The sequence below is a fragment of the Massilia sp. BGA-UO-ETr-WB1 genome (assembly GCF_059567845.1).
Genome location: NZ_JCAQOT010000025.1, coordinates 327,801 through 350,915, shown reverse-complemented (window position 1 = coordinate 350,915; position 23,115 = coordinate 327,801). Strand labels below are relative to the sequence as shown.

Below are 23,115 nucleotides of genomic sequence, written 5' to 3'. Positions count from 1 at the left end.
CGGTCAGCCGCGCTTGCGGGCCTTGGCCTGGTTCTGCTGCGCGAACTCCAGCTCCTCGTACAGCGCCAGGAATTCCTGCGACAACTTGTGGCGGCTGTCCAGGTGGATCATCGGCAGGCAGCGCTCGTGCGACTCGCGCACCTTGATGGAGCTGGACAGTTTGTTCTGCAATACCGGCAAGCCTTCCGCCAGCAGTTCGTCCACCATGCGCTGCGGCAGATTGGCGCGCGGCTGGAACTGGTTGACGATAATGCCTTCGATCTCCAGCGCAGGATTGTGGTCCGCCTTGATTTCACCGACGTTGTTCATCAGCGTGTACAAAGCCTGGCGCGAAAAGTCGTCGCAGTCGAACGGAATCAGGCAGGTGTCCGCCGCGATCAGCGCCGATTGCGTGAAGAAGTTGTAGGCCGGCGGCGTATCGATGATGATCTCGTCGAACTCCTTGGACAGCTCGTTGAGCGCGTCGCGCAGCTTGTAGATCTTGTGGCGCGATTCCAGCTTGGACTGCAGCTCGCCGATTTCCGGGTGCGACGGCATCAGCGACAGGTTCTCGAACTTCGTCTCGTGCACGTAGCTGCGCGCCGACAGCGAGAACACCATGAAGTTCAGGGTCTGCTCGAAATAGCCCGCCACCGTGGGCTCGATTTCCTTGGCCGCGTCGCCCAGCAGGTAGCGGCTCGAATTGCACTGCGGGTCGATATCGATGAGCAGCGTCTTCTTGCCATGGTAGGCCGCAATGGCGGCGAGATTCACGGCTATGGTCGATTTCCCGACGCCGCCCTTCTGGTTGAATATCACACGTTTCATGCCTGCTCCGTACGTTGAGTCTGCGAGGGGATCCAAACAATTTTAGCAGATTGCCAACTCGAACCTGTAGCCGACGCCATACACCGACTGCAAACACTCGGCAGCAGCGGGCCGCGCGGCCAGCTTGCGGCGGATATTCTTGATGTGGGAATCGACGGTGCGGTCGCTGATATCGCGCTGATCCTCGTGCGCCACATCCAGCAGCTGCTGGCGTGAATACACCCGCTCGGGATGCTCGACCAGCTCGGCCAGCAGGCGGAACTCCACCGGCGTGAGCGCCAGCGGCGCGCCCGCCACCAGCACCCGCATGCTGGCGCGGTCCACCGCGAACAGCGGCGCAGCCTGCAGCAGCGCGCCGGACGCGCGCCGCAGCTGGGCGCGCACGCGCGCCACCACCTCGCGCGGGCTGAAGGGTTTGCACACGTAATCGTCGGCGCCCGCCTCCAGGCCCAGCAAGCGGTCCACCTCGTCCACGCGCGCCGTCAGCATGATGATGGGCGCCTGCAGGAAGCCGCGCGCCGCCTGGCACAGCCCCAGGCCGTCCATCCCCGGCAGCATCAGGTCCAGCAGCACCAGGTCCACCGGCGTGGCGCGCAGGAAGTCCAGCGCCTGCGCGCCGTCGGCGATGCAGGTGGCGCGGTAGCCGCTGGCGTGCAGGTAGTCCGCCAGCAGCGCCGCAATCTTGATATCGTCCTCCACCACCAGTACGTGGGCGTTTTCCATGCTTATATGGTTTCCTTATGGGTTTCCCCGTGAGTTTGCGGCCGGGACAGGGGCAGGCGGAGACGAATGCGCACCCCGCCCAGCGCGGACGGCTGCGCCACGATTTCGCCGCCGTGCGCCGCCACCAGCGCTTTGCAGATGGACAGTCCCAGCCCGCTGCCGCCGCGCTCGCGCGTGCGTGCGCGGTCCACGCGGTACAGGCGCTCGAACAGGCGTGCGTAAGCGCCGGGCGGCACGCCGGGCGCACTGTCGTCGATCGTCAGTTCGGCGTGGCCGTCGCGCATGGAAAGCGCCACTACAATGCGGCCGCCCGCGTCCGTGTAGCGCACGCTGTTCTCCAGCAGATTGATCACCACCTGCTCCAGCCGGCCGGCGTCGGCGCGCACCAGTACCGGCTGCCCGCCAGGCGCAGCCCAAGCCAGATCCAGCCCGGCGGACCGCGCGCGCGCGCGGTAGCGCTCCAGCAGCGGCGCCAGCACGCCCTGCCATTCCAGTTCGCGCAGCTCGCAATGCAGGTCGCCGGCGTCCGCCAGCGCCAGCTGGTGCAGATCGTCCACCAGCTTGGTCAGGCGTAGCACCTCGCCGTGCAGCGATTCCAGCGCGCCCGGATCGGCCTTGCGGATGCCGTCCAGCAGCGCCTCGATCTCGCCGCGTATCACCGTCAGCGGCGTGCGCAGCTCGTGCGATACGTCCGCCATCACCTGCCGGCGCTGCTGTTCGTTGCGCTCCAGTTCCTGCGCCATGGCGTTCACGTGCAGCGCCAGCTCGCCCAGCTCGTCGCGGCTCAGCACCGGCGCGCGCGCGGAAAATTCCCCGCGCGCCAGCCGCGCCGTTACGCCGTGCACCGCCGCCACGGGCCGCAGCAGGTGGCGCGCCAGCGCCGCCGCCAGCGCGACGGCCACCAGCAGCAGCGCCCCGGCCAGCAGCAGGATGTCGCGCACCTGCGCGCGCAGGAAGCTGGCCGCGCCGCTGCTGGCGCCGCTGGCCTGGCGCAGCTGCAGCAGGTGCACGCTGCCCACTTCGCGCCCGTCCACCACGATGGGGCGCTGTATGCCGGGCGGCGGATCGCGCGGGCCGATCACGGGGCGGCCCTGCTCGTCCTGCACCGACAGGCGCTGCGCGAACGCCATCGGGTCGCGCAACGGGCCCGGACGGGGCGGCGGCTCGCCCGGCCGCGGCGGACCATAGCCGTCGCGGCGCGGCGGCGGACGGCGCAGCGGCGCGTCCGGCTCCACCATCAGTTGCGGCGCCATCCTATCCAGCACGTCCTTCATGGCGCGCGGCCGGTTGCGCAGCCAGTCGAAACCGCCCTCCTGCTTGTAGCGGTCGGCCAGCAGGCCGCTGACCTGTTCCAGGTCCTGCACATGCATCTCGTTCAGGTAGGCGACAAAGCCGCGCTGCAGATTGACACTGGCCAGCCAGGCCATGGTGCCGATGCACAGGATGACGATGGCGCTGACCGCGAGCGCGATCTTGCGGGCAATGGTCAGCCGCATGCGCGCTCCGTCGGAATATGGGGTCGGTTCATCCCGCCATCATACCTGCCGAATGTGCAGGAATTGTGCATGTGGCGCGAATCCCACGGCCGGCGGCATCGCGGCGCCCGGCTCCATTTTTCCTCCACATTGTGGCGCCACGATGCGCTGTATCAGAACAAGACAAGGAGAGCACCATGCACGCAACTATCCGCCTCGCGGCAACCGTCCTGGCAGCATCGCTGGCCGCGTGCGGCGGCAGCGGCGAGCAGGCCGCCGGCGCCGCTGCCCCGGTGCTGCTTGCGGCCGGCGGCGCCAGCCCGGCAGCCGCCACGGCGGACGCCGCCGGCGCCAGCGCCATCACCGGCATCAGCACCGGCATCAGCACCAGCACCAGCACTAGCACCAGCACAAGCAGCGGCACCAGCGCCGATATCGGCGCCACCGTCACCGTGACCACCGCAGCCGTTTCGCGCGCCGCGCTGGGCGCTCCGGCGCCCGCAGCGCCGGTCCCGCAGGCCAACCCGGACGGCGCCTCGCTCACCGTGAGCCGGGCCGGTTTCATCGACACGGCCAATCCCTTCTTCACCCCCATGGGCAATGGCCGCAGCTGCGCCAGCTGCCACAGCGAAGACGCCGGATGGAGCGTAACGCCGCGCGGCCTGGCGCAGCGCTTCGAGCAGAGCCAGGGCGCCGATCCGGTGTTCCGCCTGGTGGACGGCGCCAATTCCCCCACTGCCGCCGTGGCCACGCTGGACCAGAAGCGCCTGGCCTACAGCATGCTGCTCACCAAGGGGCTGATCCGCGTCGGCATGGCCATGCCCGCCAATGCGGAATTCACGCTGCTGCGCGCCGACGATCCCTACAACTTCGCCAGCGCGCGCGAGCTGTCGCTGTTCCGCCGCCCGCTGCCGTCGGCCAACCTGGCCTTCCTCAGCAGCGTGATGTGGGACGCCCGCGAAAGCCAGCCTGGCGCCAGCATCGACAGCGGCTTGCTGGCCCAGGCCCGCGACGCCGTGCTCGGCCACGCCGAAGCCGCCCAGCAGCTGAGCGCCGCCAGCCAGCGCGCCATCGTCGATTTCGAGAGCGGCCTGTTCGCCGCGCAGGCCACCAGTGCCGCCGCAGGCAGCCTGCTGGAGAACGGCGCCAGCGGCGGGCCGCAGGCACTGGCCGCCACCGGCTTCTACCTGGGGATAAACGGCCTGGCGGGCGACTCGCGCACGCAAGCACCGTTCAACCGCAACGTGATGACGATGTTCGGCGCCTGGCGCAACCTGGCCGCACCGCCGGCACCGGCGCGCCCGCTGCCCGGCCAGCGCAATCCGCCGCCGCCCGCACCTGCCAGCGCCGCCAACCTGGCGCGCGCCTCCATCGCGCGCGGCGAGGCGCTGTTCAACAATCGGCCATTCAATATCGCGCAAGTGGCGGGCTTTCCGCAGAACGGCGCCCAGCCCCAGCGCGGCAGCTGCGCCAGCTGCCACAACGCGCCCAACGCAGGCAGCCATTCCAGTCCGCTGCTGCTCGACATCGGCGTGGCCGACGGTCGCTTCCGCACCCCGGACATGCCGCTCTACACGCTGCGCAACAACGCCACCGGCGCCATTGTGGCCACCACCGATCCCGGCCTGGCCATGCTCACCGGCCGCTGGCGCGACGTCGGCAAGATGAAGGTGCCGGTGCTGCGCAACCTGAGCGCCCGCGCGCCCTACTTCCACAACGGCTCGCAGTCCGACCTGCAAGGCGTGGTGCGCTTTTATGACCGCCGCTTCCAGATCGGCCTCACGCCGCAGGAAGTGGCCGACCTCACGGCGTTCCTGAAAGCGCTGTAGCGGCCTGCGGGGCGCCGCATCAGGGCCGCCCCGCGTCCTTCTGCGCGTAGTCGCACACGCCCTGCGGGAAAATGCGCCGCAGCCAGTCCGCCTGCGCGGCGGAGAACTGCAGGCCCGCAGGATAGGTGCCGTCGGCCAGCGCCGCCGCCACCGGTTTCAGCACGCACTTGAAAACGTCCCCTTTGATCGAGCCGCCCGCCACCATGCGCGGACTGCTGAAGATGGGATAAGCTTTGGTGCAGGCGCCCTGCGGCTTGCTGTCCAGGATACCGTCCCAGACGGATGGCCCGGCGGCGATCAGCGTACTGCCGCTGTCGAAGCACTTGTCGGTGAAGTCCGCCGGAGCGGCGCCGCCGGCCAGGTGACGCTCGAGCACCGGCAAGGCCTCCATCACGCGCGCGCTCAAGTCCTCGTCCAGGCGCGTAAACCAGATCACCTGCTTTTTCGCCTCGGCCGGATTGGCGTCCAGCAGGCGCTGGCGCACCGAGAAGGACTGGCGCGCGTTGTGCATGTCCAGCTTCGGCTCCAGGTAAGGCCGCAGGTCGATCACCGGCATGCCCAGGCGCTGGCCGGTGAACACGTGGCCGGACGCATACGCCTTCTGAATGGCCGCCACGTCGCCCGCGCGGCGCGGCGACGGCGCCCCGACAGGATCGCGGCAGGTTGCGCTGCGCTTCATGTTGCGGCTGTCGAACGGGTCGGCGTCCTTGTCCCAGTTCACGAATTCGGCCTGCTCCTTCCAACCGCCCACGCAGGCATTGATGCGCAAGAACTCATCCACGCCGATACGTCCCTGCGCCAGCGCCGCCAGGCCGTACTGCACGCCCACGTTGTCGACCGGGATGGGCGCGTAGCCGGCGGCATCGGCGCCGTACACCTCGGCCAGGTCGTTCCAGTGCGTCCACTTAACGTTCGCGAATACATTGGACGGGTAACCGTACTGCCTGGCCCCGGCGTCGAACTTCGGGTCCTTGTAGACGGGATTGAGCACGGTCGGCATCGCCATGCGCCAGCCCGCGATGCACTCGGTGGACGCGTCGCTGGCATTCATGCCCTGGACCAGCGCGTGGTTGCGCCACTTCGTCCACAACGAGGCGGGGTTGCGCTCGGCCTCCTCCTTGAAGTACTGGCCCAGCAGCGGACAGTCCGAAATCGGAATGGTCTGCGTCACCATGTCCGGGTAAGACTGGATGGCGATGCCCGCATCGAGCAAGCCGGGCTGATTCTGCGCGAACATATACTGCTGCACCGCGCCGCCGGAGCCGCCGATGCCTATCGTGGCCTGCGGCTTGCCGTAGGCCTCAACGAAGCGCGCCTTGGTCAGCAAGGCGGTCCGCGCCGCCAGCAGCATGTTGTAGTGCACGCCGGTTTCGTTGCCGGAGGAGCTGGCCACCGCATAGCCCTGCTCCAGCAGCTTGGGCATCAGCAGCCGTTCGGAGCTGTTCAGGCGCTCGTTCACCCACATGGGAATGCCCTGCTGGTGGCCGATGCCCACGCCGCCGCGCATCCAGTAGACCAGCTTGCGGTTCCACGCGGCCGGCTCCAGCATGGCGATGGTGTACAAAAAGCGGTTGATGCTGCCCACCTCCACGCGCACCACGAACGGCGCCTTGGCGCCGTTGACGGTGACGGTGCGCATATCCGACGGCGGATCGGCCGCGTCGTAGGTCTTGAAGCGGCTGCCGTTGTAATAGAAGTGCAGCACGCGGGTGTGGATGTTGCAGTGCTGGCTGTGGCCCAGCAGCTTGCGGTCCGCGTCGAACACCGGGTGGCCTATGCCCTGCTGGTTGTCCACCAGCGGCTGGCCCAGGCCCGCCTCCTCGGTGCGGCAAATAAAGGGCTGCTGCAGCGGCTGCGCCCACGCCTGCCCGCAGGCGGCCAGTCCGATCAGCGCTGCAGCGCGGGCGGTCCAGAGTCTCCAATCTGCCATGCCGTGCCTCCTTGTGATTGCCTGCGCTACTTCGCCGGCCGCCGGCGCAGCACACGACACCAGGCAACTCAGCGCGAATCTCGGGAAGATTTTCATCTGTCGGGCGGCGGTCTATGCGATAGGCCCAGCATAGCATAGCAAGCAGCCGTGAGCGGCCCGGAGCTATGCTATATTGACAACCTTTCTGCCTGCCCTATCGCCAAAAACAGGACTGCCGACCATGAAGAAAAACACGAATTCCAAGGTAGACGAGTATGTGAACGAGTCCACGTCATGGAAGGAAGCGCTGCGCAAATTGCGCGCCATCGTGCTCGATTGCCAGCTGGACGAGGAACTGAAATGGGGCGTGCCCTGCTACACCTTCAACGACGCCAATATCGTGCTGCTCCACACCTTCAAGGAGTACTGCGCCATCCTGTTCTTCAAGGGCGCCCTGCTCAAGGACGAAGAAGGCATCCTGATCCAGCAGACCAAAAATGTGCAGGCCGGGCGCCAGATCCGCTTCACCAGCGCCAGCCAGGTGGACGAGCTGAAAGCCGCCGTCAAGACCTACATCCAGGAAGCCATCGCGGTGGAAAAGGCCGGCCTGACGGTAGAATTCAAGGACACGGCGGACTTCGACATGGCGGAAGAATTCCAGGCCAGGCTGGACGACTCGCCGCAGCTGCAGGAAGCTTTCGAAGCTTTAACGCCGGGCCGGCAGCGCGCCTACCTGCTGCACTTTGCCGAAGCCAAGCAGTCCAAGACGCGCGCGGCACGCGTCGAAAAATGCATTCCGCACATCCTCGCAGGCAAGGGGCTGAAAGATTAGCGACGCGGCAGCTAGCTGATGTGCCGGCGCGTATCCGGCACAGGAATGCGCTCCCCCTGCGGCGACACGATCCAGCCATCCAGCTTCTGCCGCAGTTCAGCCACATTCTCCGGCGCGATATCGGCCAGGATGCTGTTACCGCTGTGATGAATGACGCGCCCCTGCGGGAACCCGCCGAGCAAGGCGAGCGCCTCCTCGGCGGAAACCGCCGCAGCACTCGTCCGTCGTAAGATAAGCTGGCTCATAACTTCAATATAGCACGCGGGCCAGCCGCCGGCTGCCACTGCCATCAGGGCAGCAGGCCCAGCCCCTCCAGATCCTTCGGAAAGCCCAGCGGCTTGGCCGCCGCGTTAATCACCGCAAGCATGGCCGTGGCCCGCTTGCGGTCGCGCGCCATCGCCAGCACCTTGGGCTGCGCGGCCAGCAGCACTGCGGCCGCGCCAGCCGCCGCAGGGCAAGCCATCGACGTGCCGCTCATCACGCCATAGCCCTTGCCCGGCAGCGTGGAAACGATGCCCACGCCAGGCCCGGTCAAATCGACCTGCGGGCCGATGTTGGAAAACTGTGCAATGAAAATCTGCTTGTTGCTCGTCGCAGCCGGCGGGGCGATATCCAGCTGCTCCGACGAGTCGGCCGGGAAAGTCCCCTGTTTTCCTGCGGCCGACACCGCAACCGATTCCGCCCATGCGGCAGGATAGGACACCGGCTGGCGGCCATCGTTACCCGCCGCCACGATGCACAAAGTGCCCTGGTCAAAGGCGGACTTGATGGCGTCGCGCACCGCCTCGTCGGGCGTGTCGCCGCCCAGGCTGAGGTTCAGCAGATCGCACTTGTCCGCCACGCCCTGCTCTATCGCGCGCAGGATGTCATAGTTGCTGGCCCCGCCGCCCGCGTTCGGAAACACCCGGTAGCTGTACAGCGTAGCGCCCGGCGCCACGCCCTGCTTGCCGCTGGGCTGCTGGCCGCGCGCGCCGACGATCCCCGCCACATGCGTGCCATGCTCGCCTTCCAGCTTGGCCGGTCCCCATCCGCCGGCGTCGTTCTCGTCGGCGACAAAGGCGGCGCCGCCGGCAACCTCGAGATCGGGATGGCCACCATCGACACCGGTATCGATCACGCCGACCCGCACACCGGCGCCGGCATCGGCCGCGTGGTGTCCATACAAGGTGTCCAGATAGTCGGGCGTGCCCAGGTCGACCGGCGCGATGCCTTTAACGCTGCCATCCTTGATCGTCACCGAACGCTCACACAAGCCCCAATAGCCGGCCGGCCCGTAGATCAGCAGCAGTTCCAGCTTCCTGCTGGTGGTGGTGAACTTCAAGCTCACCAGGCCCTTGGCGTTGGTGGTCCCCTGCTGGCCCACGCCGGCAGCCAAATCCGTAAACGCCACCACCTGTGCCCCCTTCACCGGTTTGCCGCTGCCGGCATCCGTCACCTTCACGCTGATGCCGGCTGCCGCCTTGGCCTGCGCCTTGCCGGTGGACTGCTTCAGGATCTGCAGCCTCGGGCTGCGCGCTACGTGGTACAGCACCTCCGGCACCAGCTTGATGCCCGCATTGCTGGCCTTCAGCGCCGCCGCCTCCGCATCGCTCAGCTCCACCAGCTTCGGCCCCGTCTCAGCCGTCGAATGGACCACTTTCACTGCCCTCGGCTTGGCCGCCTTGGCCGTGGTTTGCAGCCCCGTCCGCACGAACAAGGCGCGGGTAAATTTCTCCTCGCTGGTGGCAGTCAGCTTGAGCGCCGGCGAATACAGCCCGCGATTGGACAGCAGCACATAACGTTGGACATTGGATGGTTTGACGGCCATTGCGATCTACCCTTCTGAATGGAAACGAGACCTGGGGATAGTACCGTCTTTGGCAGGAAGTTGCTAACACGATAAGCAATTCGTCTCTGGGCCGCACCGGCGCAGAGACCAATCGAATCTTGCGCCCGTTCCGGGCCGTCAGCTTGCGCGCTTTCTGGAATTGGCAAGCGCCTCTAAGAGCAGGCCTGAAGTATTCAGTGTCGTCTCTTTCCTTATTTTTCAATCGGAACTCGGCCTCCTCACACATATGGGTTTCAGCGATTTTCTGATCAAGGAATGTCGCCACCATCAAGTCAGGCAATTGGCACAGCGGAGTTTCCCAATAGTGGCGGCAACGCTGCATTAGTCCGCTTGTCGCTTCTCCTTGCCAAGGCCCCATCACTGCATGCACTGATAATTGGTTTGCCATAATTACTCTACTTATCGAGGAAGAGCAGCCTCTGGTCGAAACCGGATAGCGGCCCTCAGTGTAACGGCGGATGCGGGTTCGCGCATCTATGGCATGTGACCGGGGCTGGGCATGCCCAAAGGTTCAGTGGGCTAAATCAGTCTAAACGGGGCCGTCTGCATCTGAATCGGTCTAAAATCCCTGCCCGTTTATCTGTAAGAGTCTACAAATTCATGAGAGATGTCTAATTTGATCCAGTTTCAAAGGGCGAAAATCTAAAACGAACCATATTCCATTACGCCGGTCCAATCTTTAGACACTTTTCGAGAGGAGCGTATCATGGCATATGAACCAAGGGGGGCGGTCTACCTGCCCATCAGTGACTTCCTGAAGCCATCGCCACGCGCAAGGACGCAATGCATGGCGCGTCGTGTGGTTGCGCTTTCCTGACGACGATCACTGGATCCGGGCTGCCGATTGCAGAACGCACTTTAACGACCTGCAGCGAAATCAGTCTACACGCAAAACTGAAATGTCTACAGCGGTCTAGCTTTCCCTGGCCGACTGGCTAATCGGGTCTATAGATTCCCTGGCGAAAGCGAATGCGGTCTAGAAAATCGTAACGCTTCCGTGATTCTGGACTCCGGTAGACCGTAATCCTGCCGTTTGGAGCAAATTAGACTGGCTGCAAAAAAAAGCCCCCGCTGTGCCAAGGCTCCTCCTAAAACCGTGCGTGCGGGCGCTCTATGCTCAGCGACCGACGTCGCACCCACCTTGGAGGCGGCCGCACGAATAACTCTTAGAACTGCTGGGGGTGCTCCATCCTCGAGCCTCTATGCACAAATAAATTTACCCTAGAACGCAAAAAGCCCAACCGTTCAAGGCTGGGCTTTTTGCTTGCTGCTGAATTCTGGCTCCCCGACCTGGACTCGAACCAGGGACCTGCGGATTAACAGTCCGTCGCTCTACCGACTGAGCTATCAGGGAAAAGAGGCCACATTATAGTGAGCCTTGTTCAGGCTGTCCAGAGCCGGTCGAAAATATTCTTCCGGCCCCGGACCGCCTGCTGGCTGCTTAGAAGCTGCCCTTGAACTGCACACCCCACTGGCGCGGCTCGTTGATGAAGCCGGTCAGGTTGTTGAAGTCGATGGCGCCGGTGATGCGCTGGGTGTCGGTGATGTTGCGGCCGAATGCTGCCACTTCATACTTGCCGCCCGCCCAGTTGTAGCCCACGCGCACGCCGCCTTCGGTCAGCGGCTTGCCGGTGAACTCTTTGGCTTCGTACAGGAAGAAGTTCACCTTGCTGCGGTAGGACCAGTCGGTCAGCACGAACAGGTTGCCTTCAGCCAGCGGCCAGTTGTAGCGCGCGCTGGCGTTGAAGATCCACTTCGGCGCCTGCGGCAGCGCGTTGCCGTCGATGACCACGCGGCCTGCCGCGTTGATCGGATCGGTCACCGTGCACTGCGCGCACTTGTTCACCGACAGCGATGGATCGTTGATCTCGGTGAAGTTGTACGAGCCGCTCAGCGCAACCTTGAACTGGTTGGTGATGAAGCCTTCGATCTCGCCTTCCAGGCCGTGGCCCTTGGTCTTGGCTGCGTTGATCAGCTTATTGACGTTGGAGTTGCCGCCAACGACGGTCAACTGCTGGTTCTTCACGTCGTACTGGTACACGCTCAGCGAAGCGCGCGCGCGGCGGTTCAGCAGGTCGGCTTTCACGCCGGCTTCCACCGAGGTGATGGTTTCAGCGTCGGCCACGGTGATCGGCACCGAGGTCGAGGCGGCGGCGATACTCGGGGCGCGGAAGCCGGTTGCCAGGCGCGCGTAGACGCTGACGTCCTTGTTCAGCGCGTAGGTGCCGCTCAGGTCCCAGTTGATCTTGTCCTTGCTGGCGTCCACCGACTTAGGTCCGACCAGCGTGGTGTTGATCGCTTCCAGGGTGTTGAAGTCCTTCTTGTCCTTGGTGTAGCGCAGGCCGCCGCGCACGGTGAACTGGTCGTTCACTGCGTAGTTCACGGAACCGAAGGCCGCCCAGGCGGTGTTCTTCTGCTGGCTGGTGACGCGGGTGGTGCGCGCGCCGGCTACGTTGAAGTTGTCGGTAGTGCCGGTGGCGTCTTCGTTAAAGTAGTACACGCCCGCCTGCCAGTTCATCGGACCGGCGTTCTTCGATTCGACGCGGAACTCCTGCGAGTACTGCTTCAGGTCGGGAATGCTGCCTGCGGTCTCCACCTGGAACGGCACGGCCGGCGCGTTGCCAGGGTTGCCGCCGTCGATGTCGCCGCGGCTCAGGTATTCGCTGATGGCTTCGTAGCCAGTGACGGAGTACAGCTTGACGGCGCCCAGGTCCCAGCTCAGGCGCACATTGCCGCCGGCGGTTTTCAGGTTCTGGAAGTTCTGGCCGTTGGTGTAGATCTTGTCGGCGTCGAAACCATCAACCAGGTCGTTGGTGCCCTTCTTGATGATGTTGGCGCGGAACAGGCGCGAGCTGCCGCTGGTCACGCGCTGGTGCACGTTGAACAGCGCGTTGAAGTCGGCGTTCGGCTTGTACAGCACTTGCACGCGCTCGGCGTGTTCGTTGTAGCCTTCCATCGAATCGTCTTCCTTGGTGAAGGCGTTCGAGACGTAGTCGTCGCGGTGCTGGCGCAGCGCGGATACGCGCATGGCCCACTCGTTCGACAGCGGGATGTTGACCGCGCCTTCCACGTTGGTGGTGCCGTGGCTGGCGTAGGACAGGTTGTAATAGCCTTCGGTGCCTTTCAGGCTGGGCTTGGCGGATTCGAACTTGACCACACCGGCCGGGGTATTGCGGCCGAACAGCGTGCCTTGCGGGCCGCGCAGCACTTCCACGTTGGCCAGGTCGAACATCGGGTAACCCTTCAGGATAGGGTTCTCTTGCACGACGTCGTCATAGATCAGCGACACAGGCTGGGATGCGAAGGTGCTGAAGTCGGCATTGCCGTAGCCACGGATGTAGAAGCGCGGGAACACGCGGCCGGTCGACGATTCCACGTTCAAACTAGGTACTTTGCCTGCCAGTACACGGATGTCCTGGCCGCCGGACAGGATCACGTCCAGCTTTTCATCCTTCAGCGAGGAGACCGAAACCGGCACGTCGCGGATGTTTTCGGTACGGCGCTGCGCGGTCACGGTGACCGTTTCCAGCTGGCCGGCCTGGGTTGCCTGTGCATCAGCCGATTGGGCCATGGCGGCGCCGGCTGGCACCAGTGCGCTCAGCGCCAGTACGGCGCTGCCGGTGCGGGAAAAACGCTTCTGCATCTTGGACATCTTAATCATTCACATTCCTGTCTGGGTCGTGCTTGGTTAGAGAGAGTGTGTCTCCGCCCCTCCCTTGCAGGGAGTGTTATGTTGCGCAAAATGCAAAAGGCCGCGCTAGTGGCGCGGCCCCAACACCTTGCATCAAAGTGCGCGAATTATATATGCCCTATATCGACGCGAACAACATTTTTTTCATGATATGTGTTATGCAAGGCCCGGGCAGCCGGTCAGCGCAGCGCGAAGTCCACGCCGCAGAATGACGGCGAGGCCTTGGCGGTGACGATGAAAACACGCTCGGCCGGCACCGCGCCGGTGGTGGTCAGCCATTCCTTGGCGGCTTGCGCGCGGCGCGCGCCCAGGGCCAGCACATCGGCGTCCGAGACGGTGGAATTGGCCAGCATCAGCTTCTCCATCTCCGCAGGCGGCAGCGTCTTTTGCAGGCCGAGGGCGTTTTTCGGCTTGGCGAAGGTCTCGTCCTTGTACACGCGCGCCAGCAAGGCCGGATATTCGTCCTTGCCCACCTCCACGCCGCCTTCGGGCATGGCGCCGCGCGCCTGCAGGTCGCGCGTTTTCAGCTGGCGCACCTTGCGTTCGATGGCGACGTGCTTGAGCGCTTCCAGGTCGGCGGCCGGGTCCACGCGGCCGGTGATGTCGAGCTTCAGGCCGGGGCGCTCGGTGAGCGCCTTGGACAGGGAGCGCAGCCGCGTTTCGCTCGCAGGCAGCAGGTTGGCGCGGCCGGCGTCGAAGTCCAGCTTGGACAGCTCTTCGCCGCCGCCGAACAGGGACCCGATCAAGGCGAACGGCGAGGTCACCGTTTTCACGATGGCGTTACCGATGATCTTGAGGATGATGCCGCCGACCGAGAACTCAGGGTCGTCCAGCGAGCCGCCGATCGGCACGTTGATGTCGATCACGCCATTGCGGTCGCTCAGCAGGGCCACGGCCAGGCCCACCGGCAGCTTGGTCGCTTCCGGGTTGGTGCTTTCGCTGCCGAAGGTGAGCTGGTCGAGCACCAGGCGGTTTTCAGCCTTGAGCGCGCGGTTTTCGAGCAGGTAGCTGACTTCGAAGGTCAGCTTGCCTTTTTCGATACCGTAGCCGACGTATTTGTCCGCGTAGGTGGACAGTTGCGCCAGTTCCATGCCGCGCACTTCGGCTTTCAGGTCCAGCGACAGGTCGCGCTTCAGCGGGTTGACGCGGCCGGAGATCAGCAGCGGAGCGCTGTTCACTTCGCCGCGCAGGGACACGTTGGCATTGCTGTTCGCGTCCGACGACAGGCCGGTGACAGTGCCGCCTATGCCTTTCAGGTTGGCGGTGTAGTTCGGTTTGATGAAGTTGTCGGTGAAGCGCACGCGCCCGCCGGACAGGGTGAGCTGGCCGATGCGGATGGGGGGCAGCGGCGTGGTATCGGCTGCGGGGGCGGCGGCCAGCGCGGTACTGGTGCCGCTGCTGGCGGCGGGGGCGGCCTTGGTTGCATTGGCTGCGTCGGCCTTGGCGGCTTTGGCGGCCTTGGCCTGCGCAATGGCGTCCTTGGCGCGCGAGCCGGCTTCGGTCAGGCTGCGGTCCTCGTTGGCTGCGCTGCGCTTGATGTCCTGCACGTTGAGGCGGCCGGTGGGGTCGATGATCACGCGCGCAAAGAAGTCGCTCAGCGCCACCTTGTCCACGCTCATGGCAAACGGCTGCAGCTTCAGGTCCATGCCGCCGAACGACAGCGCCTTCCAGCTCAGGAAGTCGTTGGAGCTGGACTTGTCGACCGTGGCCAGGTTGTTCACGCTGACGTCGCCTTTGAAGCCGCCTTGCAGCGCGCCGTCCTTGCCCGTCTCCAGCAGTAGCTTGCCCTTGGTGCTGACCGCCGCCTGCGTAAAGCGCAGGTTGACGTAGTCGGTGGCGTATGGCTGCAGCGGCAGCAGGCCGATGTTCTTCAGGTCCAGCACCAGGTCGGCGTTGAACGGCGCCAGTCCTAGCGTGCCGGCGATGCCCAGCTGGCCGGTCTTGTTCACGGTGGCTTTCAGATCCAGCTTGCTGCGGCTGGCGGGGGCGCTGGACACGTCTTGCAGCGCAAGGCTGACGGGCGACAAGGCAAACACCGACGGCTCGGCATGGCTGCGGTCGTCCACCTTCAGCGCCCAGTCCTGGATGTTCACGCGACCCACCGTTACCAGGTAGGGTGCGTCGTCGTCCGGCTTGGCGGTGGGCTTCGCGGCGGCAGGCGTCGCGGCGGCGGCGCGCTTGCCCTGCGTGTAGGCGAGGTTGGCGCTGGTGGACGCCATTTCGGCGATCGCCACAGTCTTCTTGCCGGTGTCGGCTACGATGCCGCGCACCGACAGGGCGAATTTTTCAACGCCGGCCTTGGTGGCCGCTTGCGGCGTGTCGTCCGCGTAGCGCAGCGAGGTATTGGTGAACTCCAGCTCCTTCAGCGATACCAGCGTGCCGGCCGACGGCTGCGCGGGCTTGGCGGCGGCCGACGGCGCTGCAGGCGCTGCAGGTGCTGCGGGCGCTGCAGGTGCTGCGGGCGCTGCCGCCGGCAGCATCAGCTGCCCGAAATTGAGCTGCCCCTTGCGGTCGCGCGCCACGTCCACATCCAGCCCGTCGAAGGCCACCCGCGCGAGGTCGTAGCGGCCGGCGAAAATATCCAGGCTGGCCAGTTTCGCATCCAGCGCCGCCAGCTTCAGCAAGGGCTTGCCGTCCGGCTGCGTCAGCGCCAGGTTCTTCAGGCTGGCGTCGCCGCGTATCACCAGCGCGGCGGCTTTATCCTTGGGCTGCACAAAGCTCGCCGTCAGGCGCGTGCTGAGCGACGCGCTGGGCAGCTTGAAATTCGGCTTCCCTGGCAAGTAATCCAGGTAGCGCGGCAGCGCCACGTCGTCCAGGTTCAGCTCCACCTGCACTTCCTTGGCGGCGCCGAAAGGCAGCGCCTTGCCCTTCAGGAGCAGCGGCGCGCCATTGATTTTCGCGCTCAGCAAAGGCTCGACAAACACCTGCACGTCGGCCGGCATGGACGACACGAACGGCACGCCCAGCTTCAGCCCTTCCACCGTATGGGTGGCGCGCGCCGGCATGTCCTCGAAGGCGATGCGCCCTCCTTCGAGCTGGATATTGTTCACCGCATAGCGCGCCGGTTCCGGCGACGGCGGCTGGCTGGCGGCCAGCGCGATGATGTCGTCTATGCTGTAGTGGTTCGCATCCGTGCGCACCAGGTGCACATAGGGCTGCGCCAGGCGCACCTGCTGCACCACCGGCGCCATGCGCCACAGCGACTCGCCGGCCAGGTCCAGCGACAGCGTATCGAAACTGGCGAACACGGCCCCGCCCTGCGGCTCCATCAGCTTGAAGCCGCGGATCTCCATCGCCAGCGTGAAGGGGTTGAACGTCACGCCGTCGATGGTGAGCTGGCGGTGCAGCTTGTCGGCGGCCAGCTGCACCGCCTGGCTTTTAACAATCGCTGGCAGCGCCAGGAAGCCGATGCCGGCATACAGCGCCAGAGCGCCGGCGGCAACTGCCGGCACGACGCGTAGTAGTGTAGTTTTTTTCATAGAACCATATTAGCCAATCTGTTGGCTTATTGAAAGTTTGCATTGTTGGACAACCGGCGCGATCATGCAGTATGGTTGCGCCCATGCCAAAATCGCTAGCCCGTCTTTGCACCCGCGCCGCACTTGCAGCAGCCCTGCTGGCGGCAAGCCATGCTGTTGCCGTCGATGTGGTCATCTTCGACCAGCCGGTCTCCAAGGCCGACCGGCGGCGAGAATACGCGAATGCGCTGCTGAGCGCCGTACTGGAGCGCACAGTGCCCGAGTTCGGCCCCTACCAGATCCGCCACGCGGTGGTGCACATGGAGCGTCCGCGCCTGTTCCAGGCGCTGAAGGATGGCAAGCTGGCCAACCTGACAGCCTATCCCGCAACGCCGGACTGGATGCGCGAACTGAAGCCGGTGCCGATTCCGATCGACATGGGCTTGCAGTCGTGGCGCATCTTCCTGATCGACGCGAAAACGCAGCCCGCGCTGCGCGCCACGCGCACGCTGGGCCAGCTGGCGCGCCTGAAGGCCGGCAGCGGCAGCGCCTGGGCCACGCTGCAGTCGCTGAAAGACGCGCACCTCACCGTGGTCACGGGCAGCAACTACACCGGCCTGTTCCAGATGCTGATGGCGGGCCGCTTCGACTACCTGCCGCGCGGCGTGAACGAAATCTTCGCCGAATACGATACCCACAAGCCGGATTACCCCGCCCTGGCGGTGGAGGAAACCCTGCTGCTGCATGACCGGATTCCGTCGCTGTTCTTCGTGTCTCCGCGCGAAGAGCGGCTGCACCGCCGCATCACGGCCGGCATGGAGGCTTTGCTGCAGGACGGCTCGCTGGAACGCCTGGTGCTGGAGTATCACCGCAACGACCTGCGGCGCGCCAAACTGTGCACCCGTAAACGCTTCGAGCTGCCCAACAGGCAGCTCGATCCGGCCCTGTTCGGGCGCAAGGAGTTGTGGCTCAATCCCTTCGACGCGCGCCACGGCTTCTGCCCGGCGCCGCTGCCGCGCTGACGCGGCGTAGATACTGCAGCCTACATGCCCAGGGACTTGAGCAGTTCGTCGTTGTCTTCCTGCGACTGCGAGGCGGCGGCATTGTCGGAGGACGGGCTGGAATGGTCCATGTCCATCAGCGCGTCAGGGTCCGGCGCGTCGTGCGGGTCGAAGTCGTGCAGGCGGATGAATTCCGTGCGGTCGATCGCCAGCTCCAGGTAGAACACATTGTTCTTCTCAGTGTAGAACGACACGCGGCGCATTTCCGGGCGGTCCAGCGGTGTATCCACGTTCAGCATCACCTGCTTTGTCAGCACTAGCATTTTCGGCTGGTTCTGCGTGATGTTGGTTTGCAGTTCGCGGCGGATCTTGCCGGTGAAGTCACCGACGATCTGGTTCATCAGCTCGCCCAGGATGTTGGACACTTCATCCGACGTGTGCGAGCCGGCCAGCTCGGACTTCGGCATCCCCATGTGCAGCATGTAGCGCTCGTACAGCTCCATGGCCGTGTCCTTGCCGAAGTTCAGCACCACCAGGCCGGTGAAGCCGCCGTCGAACAGCACGAAGCAGCCGATGTCGGGCTTCAGGCCCACTTTGGTAATCCGCTGCACCATCGCGGAGTAGTGCACCGTGCTTTGCGTGGCAATGTTCAGCACGCGCGTAACCGAGTCGCACAGACTGGTCAGCAAGTCCTCGGTGCCGTATACAACCTTTTCATCCGTTACCATCTTCATCCCTTTTATTTTCTGTTCACGAGCACTGCTCGTGTGCGCATACTGCAAGAATACTGGCCGGTGCAGCACTCGTCCACTTCATTCAGCCATTCTGCGGCAATTGCCGTTGCCATAATGCGCAACACATGCAGGAAATGTTGCTTACGGGAAAGCAAAAAGCCCAACCGGTGAGGGCTGGGCTTCTTGGCTTGAAAATTCTGGCTCCCCGACCTGGACTCGAACCAGGGACCTGCGGATTAACAGTCCGTCGCTCTACCGACTGAGCTATCAGGGAATTGAGGCCCGAATTATATACGCGAGATTTCGAATTGACCAGAGCCGGGCGACATTTTTCCCGTCTGCCTGAAAACCGGCGCCGCAGCCGGCCGGCTTCGGCGCCGCCGCCCGCCGGTTTCAGCGCCGGCAAACCCTGTTTCGTCGCATGCCGGTGGCTGCCGCGCCGCCCGGTCCTTAGCCTGTCGTTATCAGTCAACCACAGGAGAATCTCATGAAACACACCATACTCGCCATACTGCTGGCCGGCGCTAGCCTGATGGCCGCTGCCGCGCCGCAGGAAGTGGCGCCGGCCGGCTTCGTCCAGGCCCGCCAGCAGTTCCAGGCCGGCGCCGCCGGCGACAGCGGCGCGCGCGACGCAGCCGCCGCCGCGTTCCAGGCGCTGGCCGCCAGCCATCCCGGCCACCCGCTGCTGGCCGCCTACGAGGGCGCCGCCATCGCGCTCAAAGGCCGCGATGCGCTTCTGCCCTGGAACAAGATGAAGTTCGCCGAGAGCGGCGCAGACGCCATCGAGAAGGCGCTGGCCCAGCTCACGCCGGCCCACGACGAAATGCTGTTCGGCGGCGCGCCGCAAAGCGTGGAAACGCGGCTGGTGGCGGCCACCACGCTGCTGGCCCTGCCCGATTTCATGAACCGCCGCGCCAGCGGCCTGCGCGCGCTGAACGCGGCGCTGAAGTCGCCCGTGTTTGCGCAGTCGCCCGCACCGGTGCGGGTGCGCCTGCTGGCGCTGGCCGCCAGGCAGGCCGCCGCCGACCAGCGCAGCGCCGACGAAGCGGACTATCTGCGCCAGCTGGCCGCAGCACGCCTGCAGGCCCAATGATGCGCGCCGCCGAACCCTTGATGTCGCTGCGCGGCATCGCCAAGTCCTACACCCTGGGCGGCAACACCGTGCACGCGCTGCGCAACGTCGAACTGGCGGTGGTGCGCGGCGAGATCGCCGCCATCACCGGCCCGTCCGGCAGCGGCAAGAGCACCCTGCTCAATCTGTGCGGCCTGCTGGACCAGGCCGACTGCGGCGAACTGCTGTACGCCGGCCAGCCGCTGCTGGCGGCGGACGAGGCGCGCAAGACGCTGCTGCGCCGCCAGACCATCGGCTTCGTGTTTCAGAGCTTTAACCTGGTGCCGGTGATGAACGCCTACGACAATGTCGAGTTTCCGCTCTACCTGCTTGGCGTGCCCGCCGCCGAGCGCGCGCGCCGCGTGGCTGCGGCGCTGGCGCGCGTGGGCCTGGAGGGACTGGGCCGGCACCGCCCGGACCAGTTGTCCGGCGGCCAGCGCCAGCGCGTGGCAATCGCGCGCGCGGTGGTCAAGCAGCCGCAGCTCGTTATCGCGGACGAACCCACCGCCAACCTGGACGCCGCCACCGCCGCGCAAATCGTCGGGCTGATGAAGGAGCTGGCGCATGAACACGGCACCACCTTCCTGGTGGCCACCCACGACGAGCGCATGATGCGCCACTGCGACCGCGCGCTGGCGCTGGCCGACGGCGTGCTGCAGGAAGGAACCCGCCATGCTCACTAAATTCAAATGGCTGTCGATGGCGCTGAAGAACGCCATGCGCAACCGGCGCCGTTCGGTGGTCACGCTGGCCATCACGGCCACCGGCACGGCGGCGGCGCTGCTGGGCGGCGGCTTCGCGCTGTACACCTACGAGTCGCTGGCCGAAGCCAGCGCGCGCGACACCGGCCACCTGGTGCTGGCCGCGCGCGGCCACTTCGACGGCGTGGAGAACATGCCGCTCGAGCATGGCATGCGCGACGCGCCGGCGCTCACGCAGCGCTTGCTGGCGCGGCCGGAGGTCAAGCGGGTGCTGCCGCGCGTGCAGTTCTCGGGACTGATCAGCAACGGCGACAAGAGCGAGATTTTCCTCGGCACCGGCGTGGACGCGGCGCAGGAATTCCTGGTCAAGGGGCCGTTCATGAAGCGCGAGGCCGGCGAGCTGCTGGACAATCCGGCGCCCGGAAAAGGCCCCGGCATGGTGATCGGCAAAGGCCTGGCCAGGATACTGAACGCGCAGCCCGGCAGCGTGCTGACGCTGATGGCCACCACCGTCAACGGCAGCCTGAACGCGGTGGACGTGCACGTTACCGGCATCGTCAGCACCGGCATTTCCGATATCGACAAGCGGCTGGCCATGGTGGACCTGGCCACCGCGCAGGCGCTGCTGCTGACGAACAAGGTGAGCACGCTGAGCGTCTACCTGAACGATATCGCCCTCACCGGCGCCACCGCCGCCGCGCTCAGCGCTCCCGGCGGCGCGCAGGAGGTGCGCACCTGGCTGCAGCAGGCGGTGTTCTACCAGAGCGTGAAAGGCCTGTACGACCGCATTTTCGGCTTCCTCGGCGCCATCGTGCTGGTGATCGTGCTGTTCTCGGTCACCAACACGCTGGCCATGGCGGTGCTGGAACGCACGCGGGAAATCGGCACGCTGCGCGCCATGGGCGCCACGCCGGGCGAGGTGATGCGCGTGTTCACGCTGGAAGGGCTGGCGCTCGGCAGCGGCGGCGCGCTGGCCGGCATGCTGCTGGCGGGCGGCGTGGCGCTGTTCCTGCTGCTGGCCGGCATCCAGATGCCGCCGCCGCCGGGCCGCAGCAACGGCTACCCGCTGATGGTGTCGGTCTCGGCGCCAATGTATGCGGGCGCCGTGCTGGCGGTGGCGCTGCTGTCGGCGGCCGCTTCGTGGTTCATCAGCCGCAAGGCTGCCCGTCAATCCGTTGTGGAGGCGCTCGCCCATGTTTAAGAAACTCATCCTCGCCGCCATGCTGGCGGCTGCGGGCCACGCCTGGGCCACCGACGTCGAAGCGATACTCAAAAAGGCCGACGCATTCCGCTTGCCCAGCGCATCGGCGCAACTGGAAACGCTGGTGCAGACTTTCAAGGGCGGCAAGCCGGACAAGGAAAAGCGCTACCAGGTGCTGGTGCGGCCGGGCGGCAAGTCGCTGGTGCTGTCGCGCTCTCCCGGCGAAGCGGGCCAGAAGGTGCTGATGTCGGGCGACGACTTCTGGCTGCTGGTTCCCGGCAGCGCGCGGCCGCTGCGCATTACGCCCATGCAGAAGCTGCTGGGCGAAGCGTCCACCGGCGACATCGCCAACATGACCTGGGCCGGCGACTACAGCGGCACCGTGGTGCGCGAGCTGGAGGTGGACGGCGTGCCGTGCCTGGAACTGGATCTGACCGCGCTGCGCAAATCGCTCAGCTACCAGCGCGTGGTGCTGCACGTGGCCAGGAGCGACTACCGGCCGGTGCACGCGGACCTGTTCGCGGCGTCGGACCGCAAGATCAAGCAGGCGCGCTTCGGCGTGGAGACGCGTGACGGCCGCACCTCGGTCACCCGCATGACGCTGATCGACGAGATCCAGACCAGCCGCGAAACGCTGGTGCATGTGCAGAGCAACAAGCCGCGCCAGTTCGGCGATGAGCTGTTCAATCCCATGTACCTGAGCCGCAACGACGTGGCGCCATGATGCGGCGCCGCCCTTCTCCGCGCGCAGCGGCCGGCGCCTTGGCGGGCGCGCTCGCTGCCGCATGCCTGTTTCCCGCCCCGGCAGCCGCCCAGGACAGCGCCACGCTGAACCTGCGCGCGCAGGCGGAGTCGCTCGATACCGCCCGAGGCAGCGCCACGCGCACCTTCGGGCATGCGGAGCTGCGCTGGCAGTACAACGCCCCCTGGCAGAACGCCCTGCGCGGCGCCGTCACCGCGCGCAGCGGCGGCGGGGGCAGCGGCAGCGGGGGCAGCGGCGGCGGCGGCATGAAGGTCAACGAGCTGTCGCTCGAACGCCCGCTGGGCAGCGGCTTCCTCACGGCAGGCAAGAAAGTGATGAGCTGGGACGTGGGCTATGCCTTCCGCCCGCTGGACGTGGTACAGCAGGAAGACCGCCGCGCGCTCAATCCCGTCACGCTGGAAGGCGTGCCCATGCTGGCGTGGGAGGCATTCGACGCCGACCGGGCGCTCACGGTGGTGCTCTCCAACCCCGGCCGCAGCCGCGCAGGCCAGCCAAGCGGCGACGGCTCGCTGGCCGTGCGCCTGTACCGCCAGAGCGGCGCGCGCGACGAATACACCGTGCTGCGGCTGTCCGCCCGCAACGGCATCGAAGGCGGGGTATCGTTCTCGCAGGTGGCGTCGCCGGAATGGGAACTGCACGGCTCCGTGCTGCTCCAGCAGCGGCACGACGTTTGGCAAGCCAGCCGCACCGCACCGCCGCACTGGCAGCGCAGCGCCGGCAACAACGGCGGCGGCAAGGCGCTGGCCGGATTCACGTGGACCAACGAAGCCAGGTTTTCCGTGCTGGGCGAAGCGTGGCTGGACCGCACCGCGCCCACGCAACCGTACCGGCAGCAACGCAACATCCTGCTGCGCGCCGCGCAAAACAGCGGCGACTTCGACGTCTCGGCCGACATCCTCTGGCAGCCGCAGAATGGCAGCAGGATCGCCAGCGCGGCGGTATCGTGGAAACCCGGCCCCTGGCTATTCAGCGCCAGCCTGCGCCGCTACGGCGGCCCCGCCGGCGCTGCCATCCGCAGCCTCGCCGTGGCCACCGTGCGATATGCCTACTGA

17 protein-coding genes and 2 tRNA genes are annotated in these 23,115 nt (G+C 65.8%); 8 read left to right on the top strand and 11 right to left on the bottom strand.

The window, feature by feature from the left end; all coding sequences use genetic code 11:
• Positions 1–3: 3 nt before the first annotated feature.
• The 3 genes from AC56DV_RS19685 to AC56DV_RS19675 are packed head-to-tail and all read right to left on the bottom strand — an operon-like array spanning position 4 to position 3,026.
• Positions 4–807, bottom strand: a complete 804-nt coding sequence (locus AC56DV_RS19685; RefSeq protein ID WP_496315929.1) for a ParA family protein — start codon at positions 805–807, stop codon at positions 4–6.
• Between the two features lie 42 nt (positions 808–849).
• Complete coding sequence (locus tag AC56DV_RS19680; RefSeq protein ID WP_496315928.1) at positions 850–1,530, bottom strand: response regulator; 681 nt, start codon at positions 1,528–1,530, stop codon at positions 850–852.
• A 2-nt stretch (positions 1,531–1,532) separates the two neighbouring features.
• Positions 1,533–3,026: an ATP-binding protein gene (locus tag AC56DV_RS19675; RefSeq protein ID WP_496315927.1), complete on the bottom strand. Its 1,494-nt coding sequence runs from the start codon at positions 3,024–3,026 to the stop codon at positions 1,533–1,535.
• Between the two features lie 176 nt (positions 3,027–3,202).
• Between AC56DV_RS19675 and AC56DV_RS19670 the strand changes: the two genes are divergently transcribed.
• Positions 3,203–4,834 (top strand): cytochrome C, encoded by a 1,632-nt coding sequence (locus tag AC56DV_RS19670; protein ID WP_496315926.1) that lies wholly within the window; start codon positions 3,203–3,205, stop codon positions 4,832–4,834.
• Between the two features lie 19 nt (positions 4,835–4,853).
• On the opposite strand, the gene AC56DV_RS19665 is transcribed toward AC56DV_RS19670, so the two are convergent.
• Positions 4,854–6,764 carry a DUF6351 family protein gene (locus tag AC56DV_RS19665; protein ID WP_496315925.1) on the bottom strand — a complete coding sequence of 637 codons (1,911 nt, stop codon included), beginning with the start codon at positions 6,762–6,764 and terminating at the stop codon, positions 4,854–4,856.
• 220 nt (positions 6,765–6,984) lie between these two features.
• Here AC56DV_RS19665 and AC56DV_RS19660 point away from each other — a divergent pair, with 220 nt between their 5' ends.
• On the top strand, positions 6,985–7,575 hold the full coding sequence (locus tag AC56DV_RS19660) for a YdeI/OmpD-associated family protein (RefSeq protein WP_496315924.1): 591 nt from the start codon (positions 6,985–6,987) through the stop codon (positions 7,573–7,575).
• Positions 7,576–7,586: 11 nt separating this feature from the next.
• Here the strand turns inward: AC56DV_RS19660 and AC56DV_RS19655 are convergent, their stop codons facing one another.
• From AC56DV_RS19655 to AC56DV_RS19635, 5 genes are all read right to left on the bottom strand, one after another.
• Positions 7,587–7,820 (bottom strand): hypothetical protein, encoded by a 234-nt coding sequence (locus tag AC56DV_RS19655; protein ID WP_496315923.1) that lies wholly within the window; start codon positions 7,818–7,820, stop codon positions 7,587–7,589.
• A 44-nt stretch (positions 7,821–7,864) separates the two neighbouring features.
• A complete protein-coding gene (locus tag AC56DV_RS19650; RefSeq protein ID WP_496315922.1) occupies positions 7,865–9,382 on the bottom strand; it encodes a S8 family serine peptidase in 1,518 nt (505 codons plus the stop codon).
• Positions 9,383–10,681: 1,299 nt separating this feature from the next.
• Positions 10,682–10,757, bottom strand: a tRNA-Asn gene (locus tag AC56DV_RS19645).
• A gap of 87 nt (positions 10,758–10,844) precedes the next feature.
• Positions 10,845–13,064, bottom strand: a complete 2,220-nt coding sequence (locus AC56DV_RS19640; protein WP_496315921.1) for a TonB-dependent receptor — start codon at positions 13,062–13,064, stop codon at positions 10,845–10,847.
• A 209-nt stretch (positions 13,065–13,273) separates the two neighbouring features.
• Positions 13,274–16,573, bottom strand: a complete 3,300-nt coding sequence (locus AC56DV_RS19635) for a DUF748 domain-containing protein (protein WP_496315920.1) — start codon at positions 16,571–16,573, stop codon at positions 13,274–13,276.
• 83 nt (positions 16,574–16,656) lie between these two features.
• Here AC56DV_RS19635 and AC56DV_RS19630 point away from each other — a divergent pair, with 83 nt between their 5' ends.
• Entirely contained in the window at positions 16,657–17,574 is a 918-nt protein-coding gene (locus tag AC56DV_RS19630) for a transporter substrate-binding domain-containing protein (protein WP_496315919.1), read from the top strand.
• Positions 17,575–17,594: 20 nt separating this feature from the next.
• Here AC56DV_RS19630 and AC56DV_RS19625 read toward each other — a convergent pair whose 3' ends face one another.
• Both AC56DV_RS19625 and AC56DV_RS19620 read right to left on the bottom strand, forming a co-directional pair.
• Positions 17,595–18,281, bottom strand: coding sequence for a DUF3334 family protein (locus AC56DV_RS19625; protein ID WP_496316428.1), 687 nt, complete (start codon positions 18,279–18,281; stop codon positions 17,595–17,597).
• A 204-nt stretch (positions 18,282–18,485) separates the two neighbouring features.
• A tRNA-Asn gene (locus AC56DV_RS19620) sits at positions 18,486–18,561 on the bottom strand.
• 213 nt (positions 18,562–18,774) lie between these two features.
• On the opposite strand from AC56DV_RS19620, the gene AC56DV_RS19615 reads away from it, so the two are divergent.
• The 5 genes from AC56DV_RS19615 to AC56DV_RS19595 are packed head-to-tail and all read left to right on the top strand — an operon-like array spanning position 18,775 to position 23,115.
• Positions 18,775–19,380 carry a hypothetical protein gene (locus AC56DV_RS19615; protein WP_496315918.1) on the top strand — a complete coding sequence of 202 codons (606 nt, stop codon included), beginning with the start codon at positions 18,775–18,777 and terminating at the stop codon, positions 19,378–19,380.
• Positions 19,377–20,081 carry an ABC transporter ATP-binding protein gene (locus tag AC56DV_RS19610; RefSeq protein WP_496315917.1) on the top strand — a complete coding sequence of 235 codons (705 nt, stop codon included), beginning with the start codon at positions 19,377–19,379 and terminating at the stop codon, positions 20,079–20,081. The genes AC56DV_RS19615 and AC56DV_RS19610 overlap by 4 nt, the downstream gene beginning before the upstream one ends.
• Positions 20,071–21,300: an ABC transporter permease gene (locus tag AC56DV_RS19605; protein ID WP_496315916.1), complete on the top strand. Its 1,230-nt coding sequence runs from the start codon at positions 20,071–20,073 to the stop codon at positions 21,298–21,300. The genes AC56DV_RS19610 and AC56DV_RS19605 overlap by 11 nt, the downstream gene beginning before the upstream one ends.
• Positions 21,293–22,024, top strand: a complete 732-nt coding sequence (locus AC56DV_RS19600) for an outer membrane lipoprotein-sorting protein (RefSeq protein WP_496315915.1) — start codon at positions 21,293–21,295, stop codon at positions 22,022–22,024. Before AC56DV_RS19605 ends, AC56DV_RS19600 begins: the two co-directional genes overlap by 8 nt.
• Positions 22,021–23,115: a hypothetical protein gene (locus tag AC56DV_RS19595; protein ID WP_496315914.1), complete on the top strand. Its 1,095-nt coding sequence runs from the start codon at positions 22,021–22,023 to the stop codon at positions 23,113–23,115. The genes AC56DV_RS19600 and AC56DV_RS19595 overlap by 4 nt, the downstream gene beginning before the upstream one ends.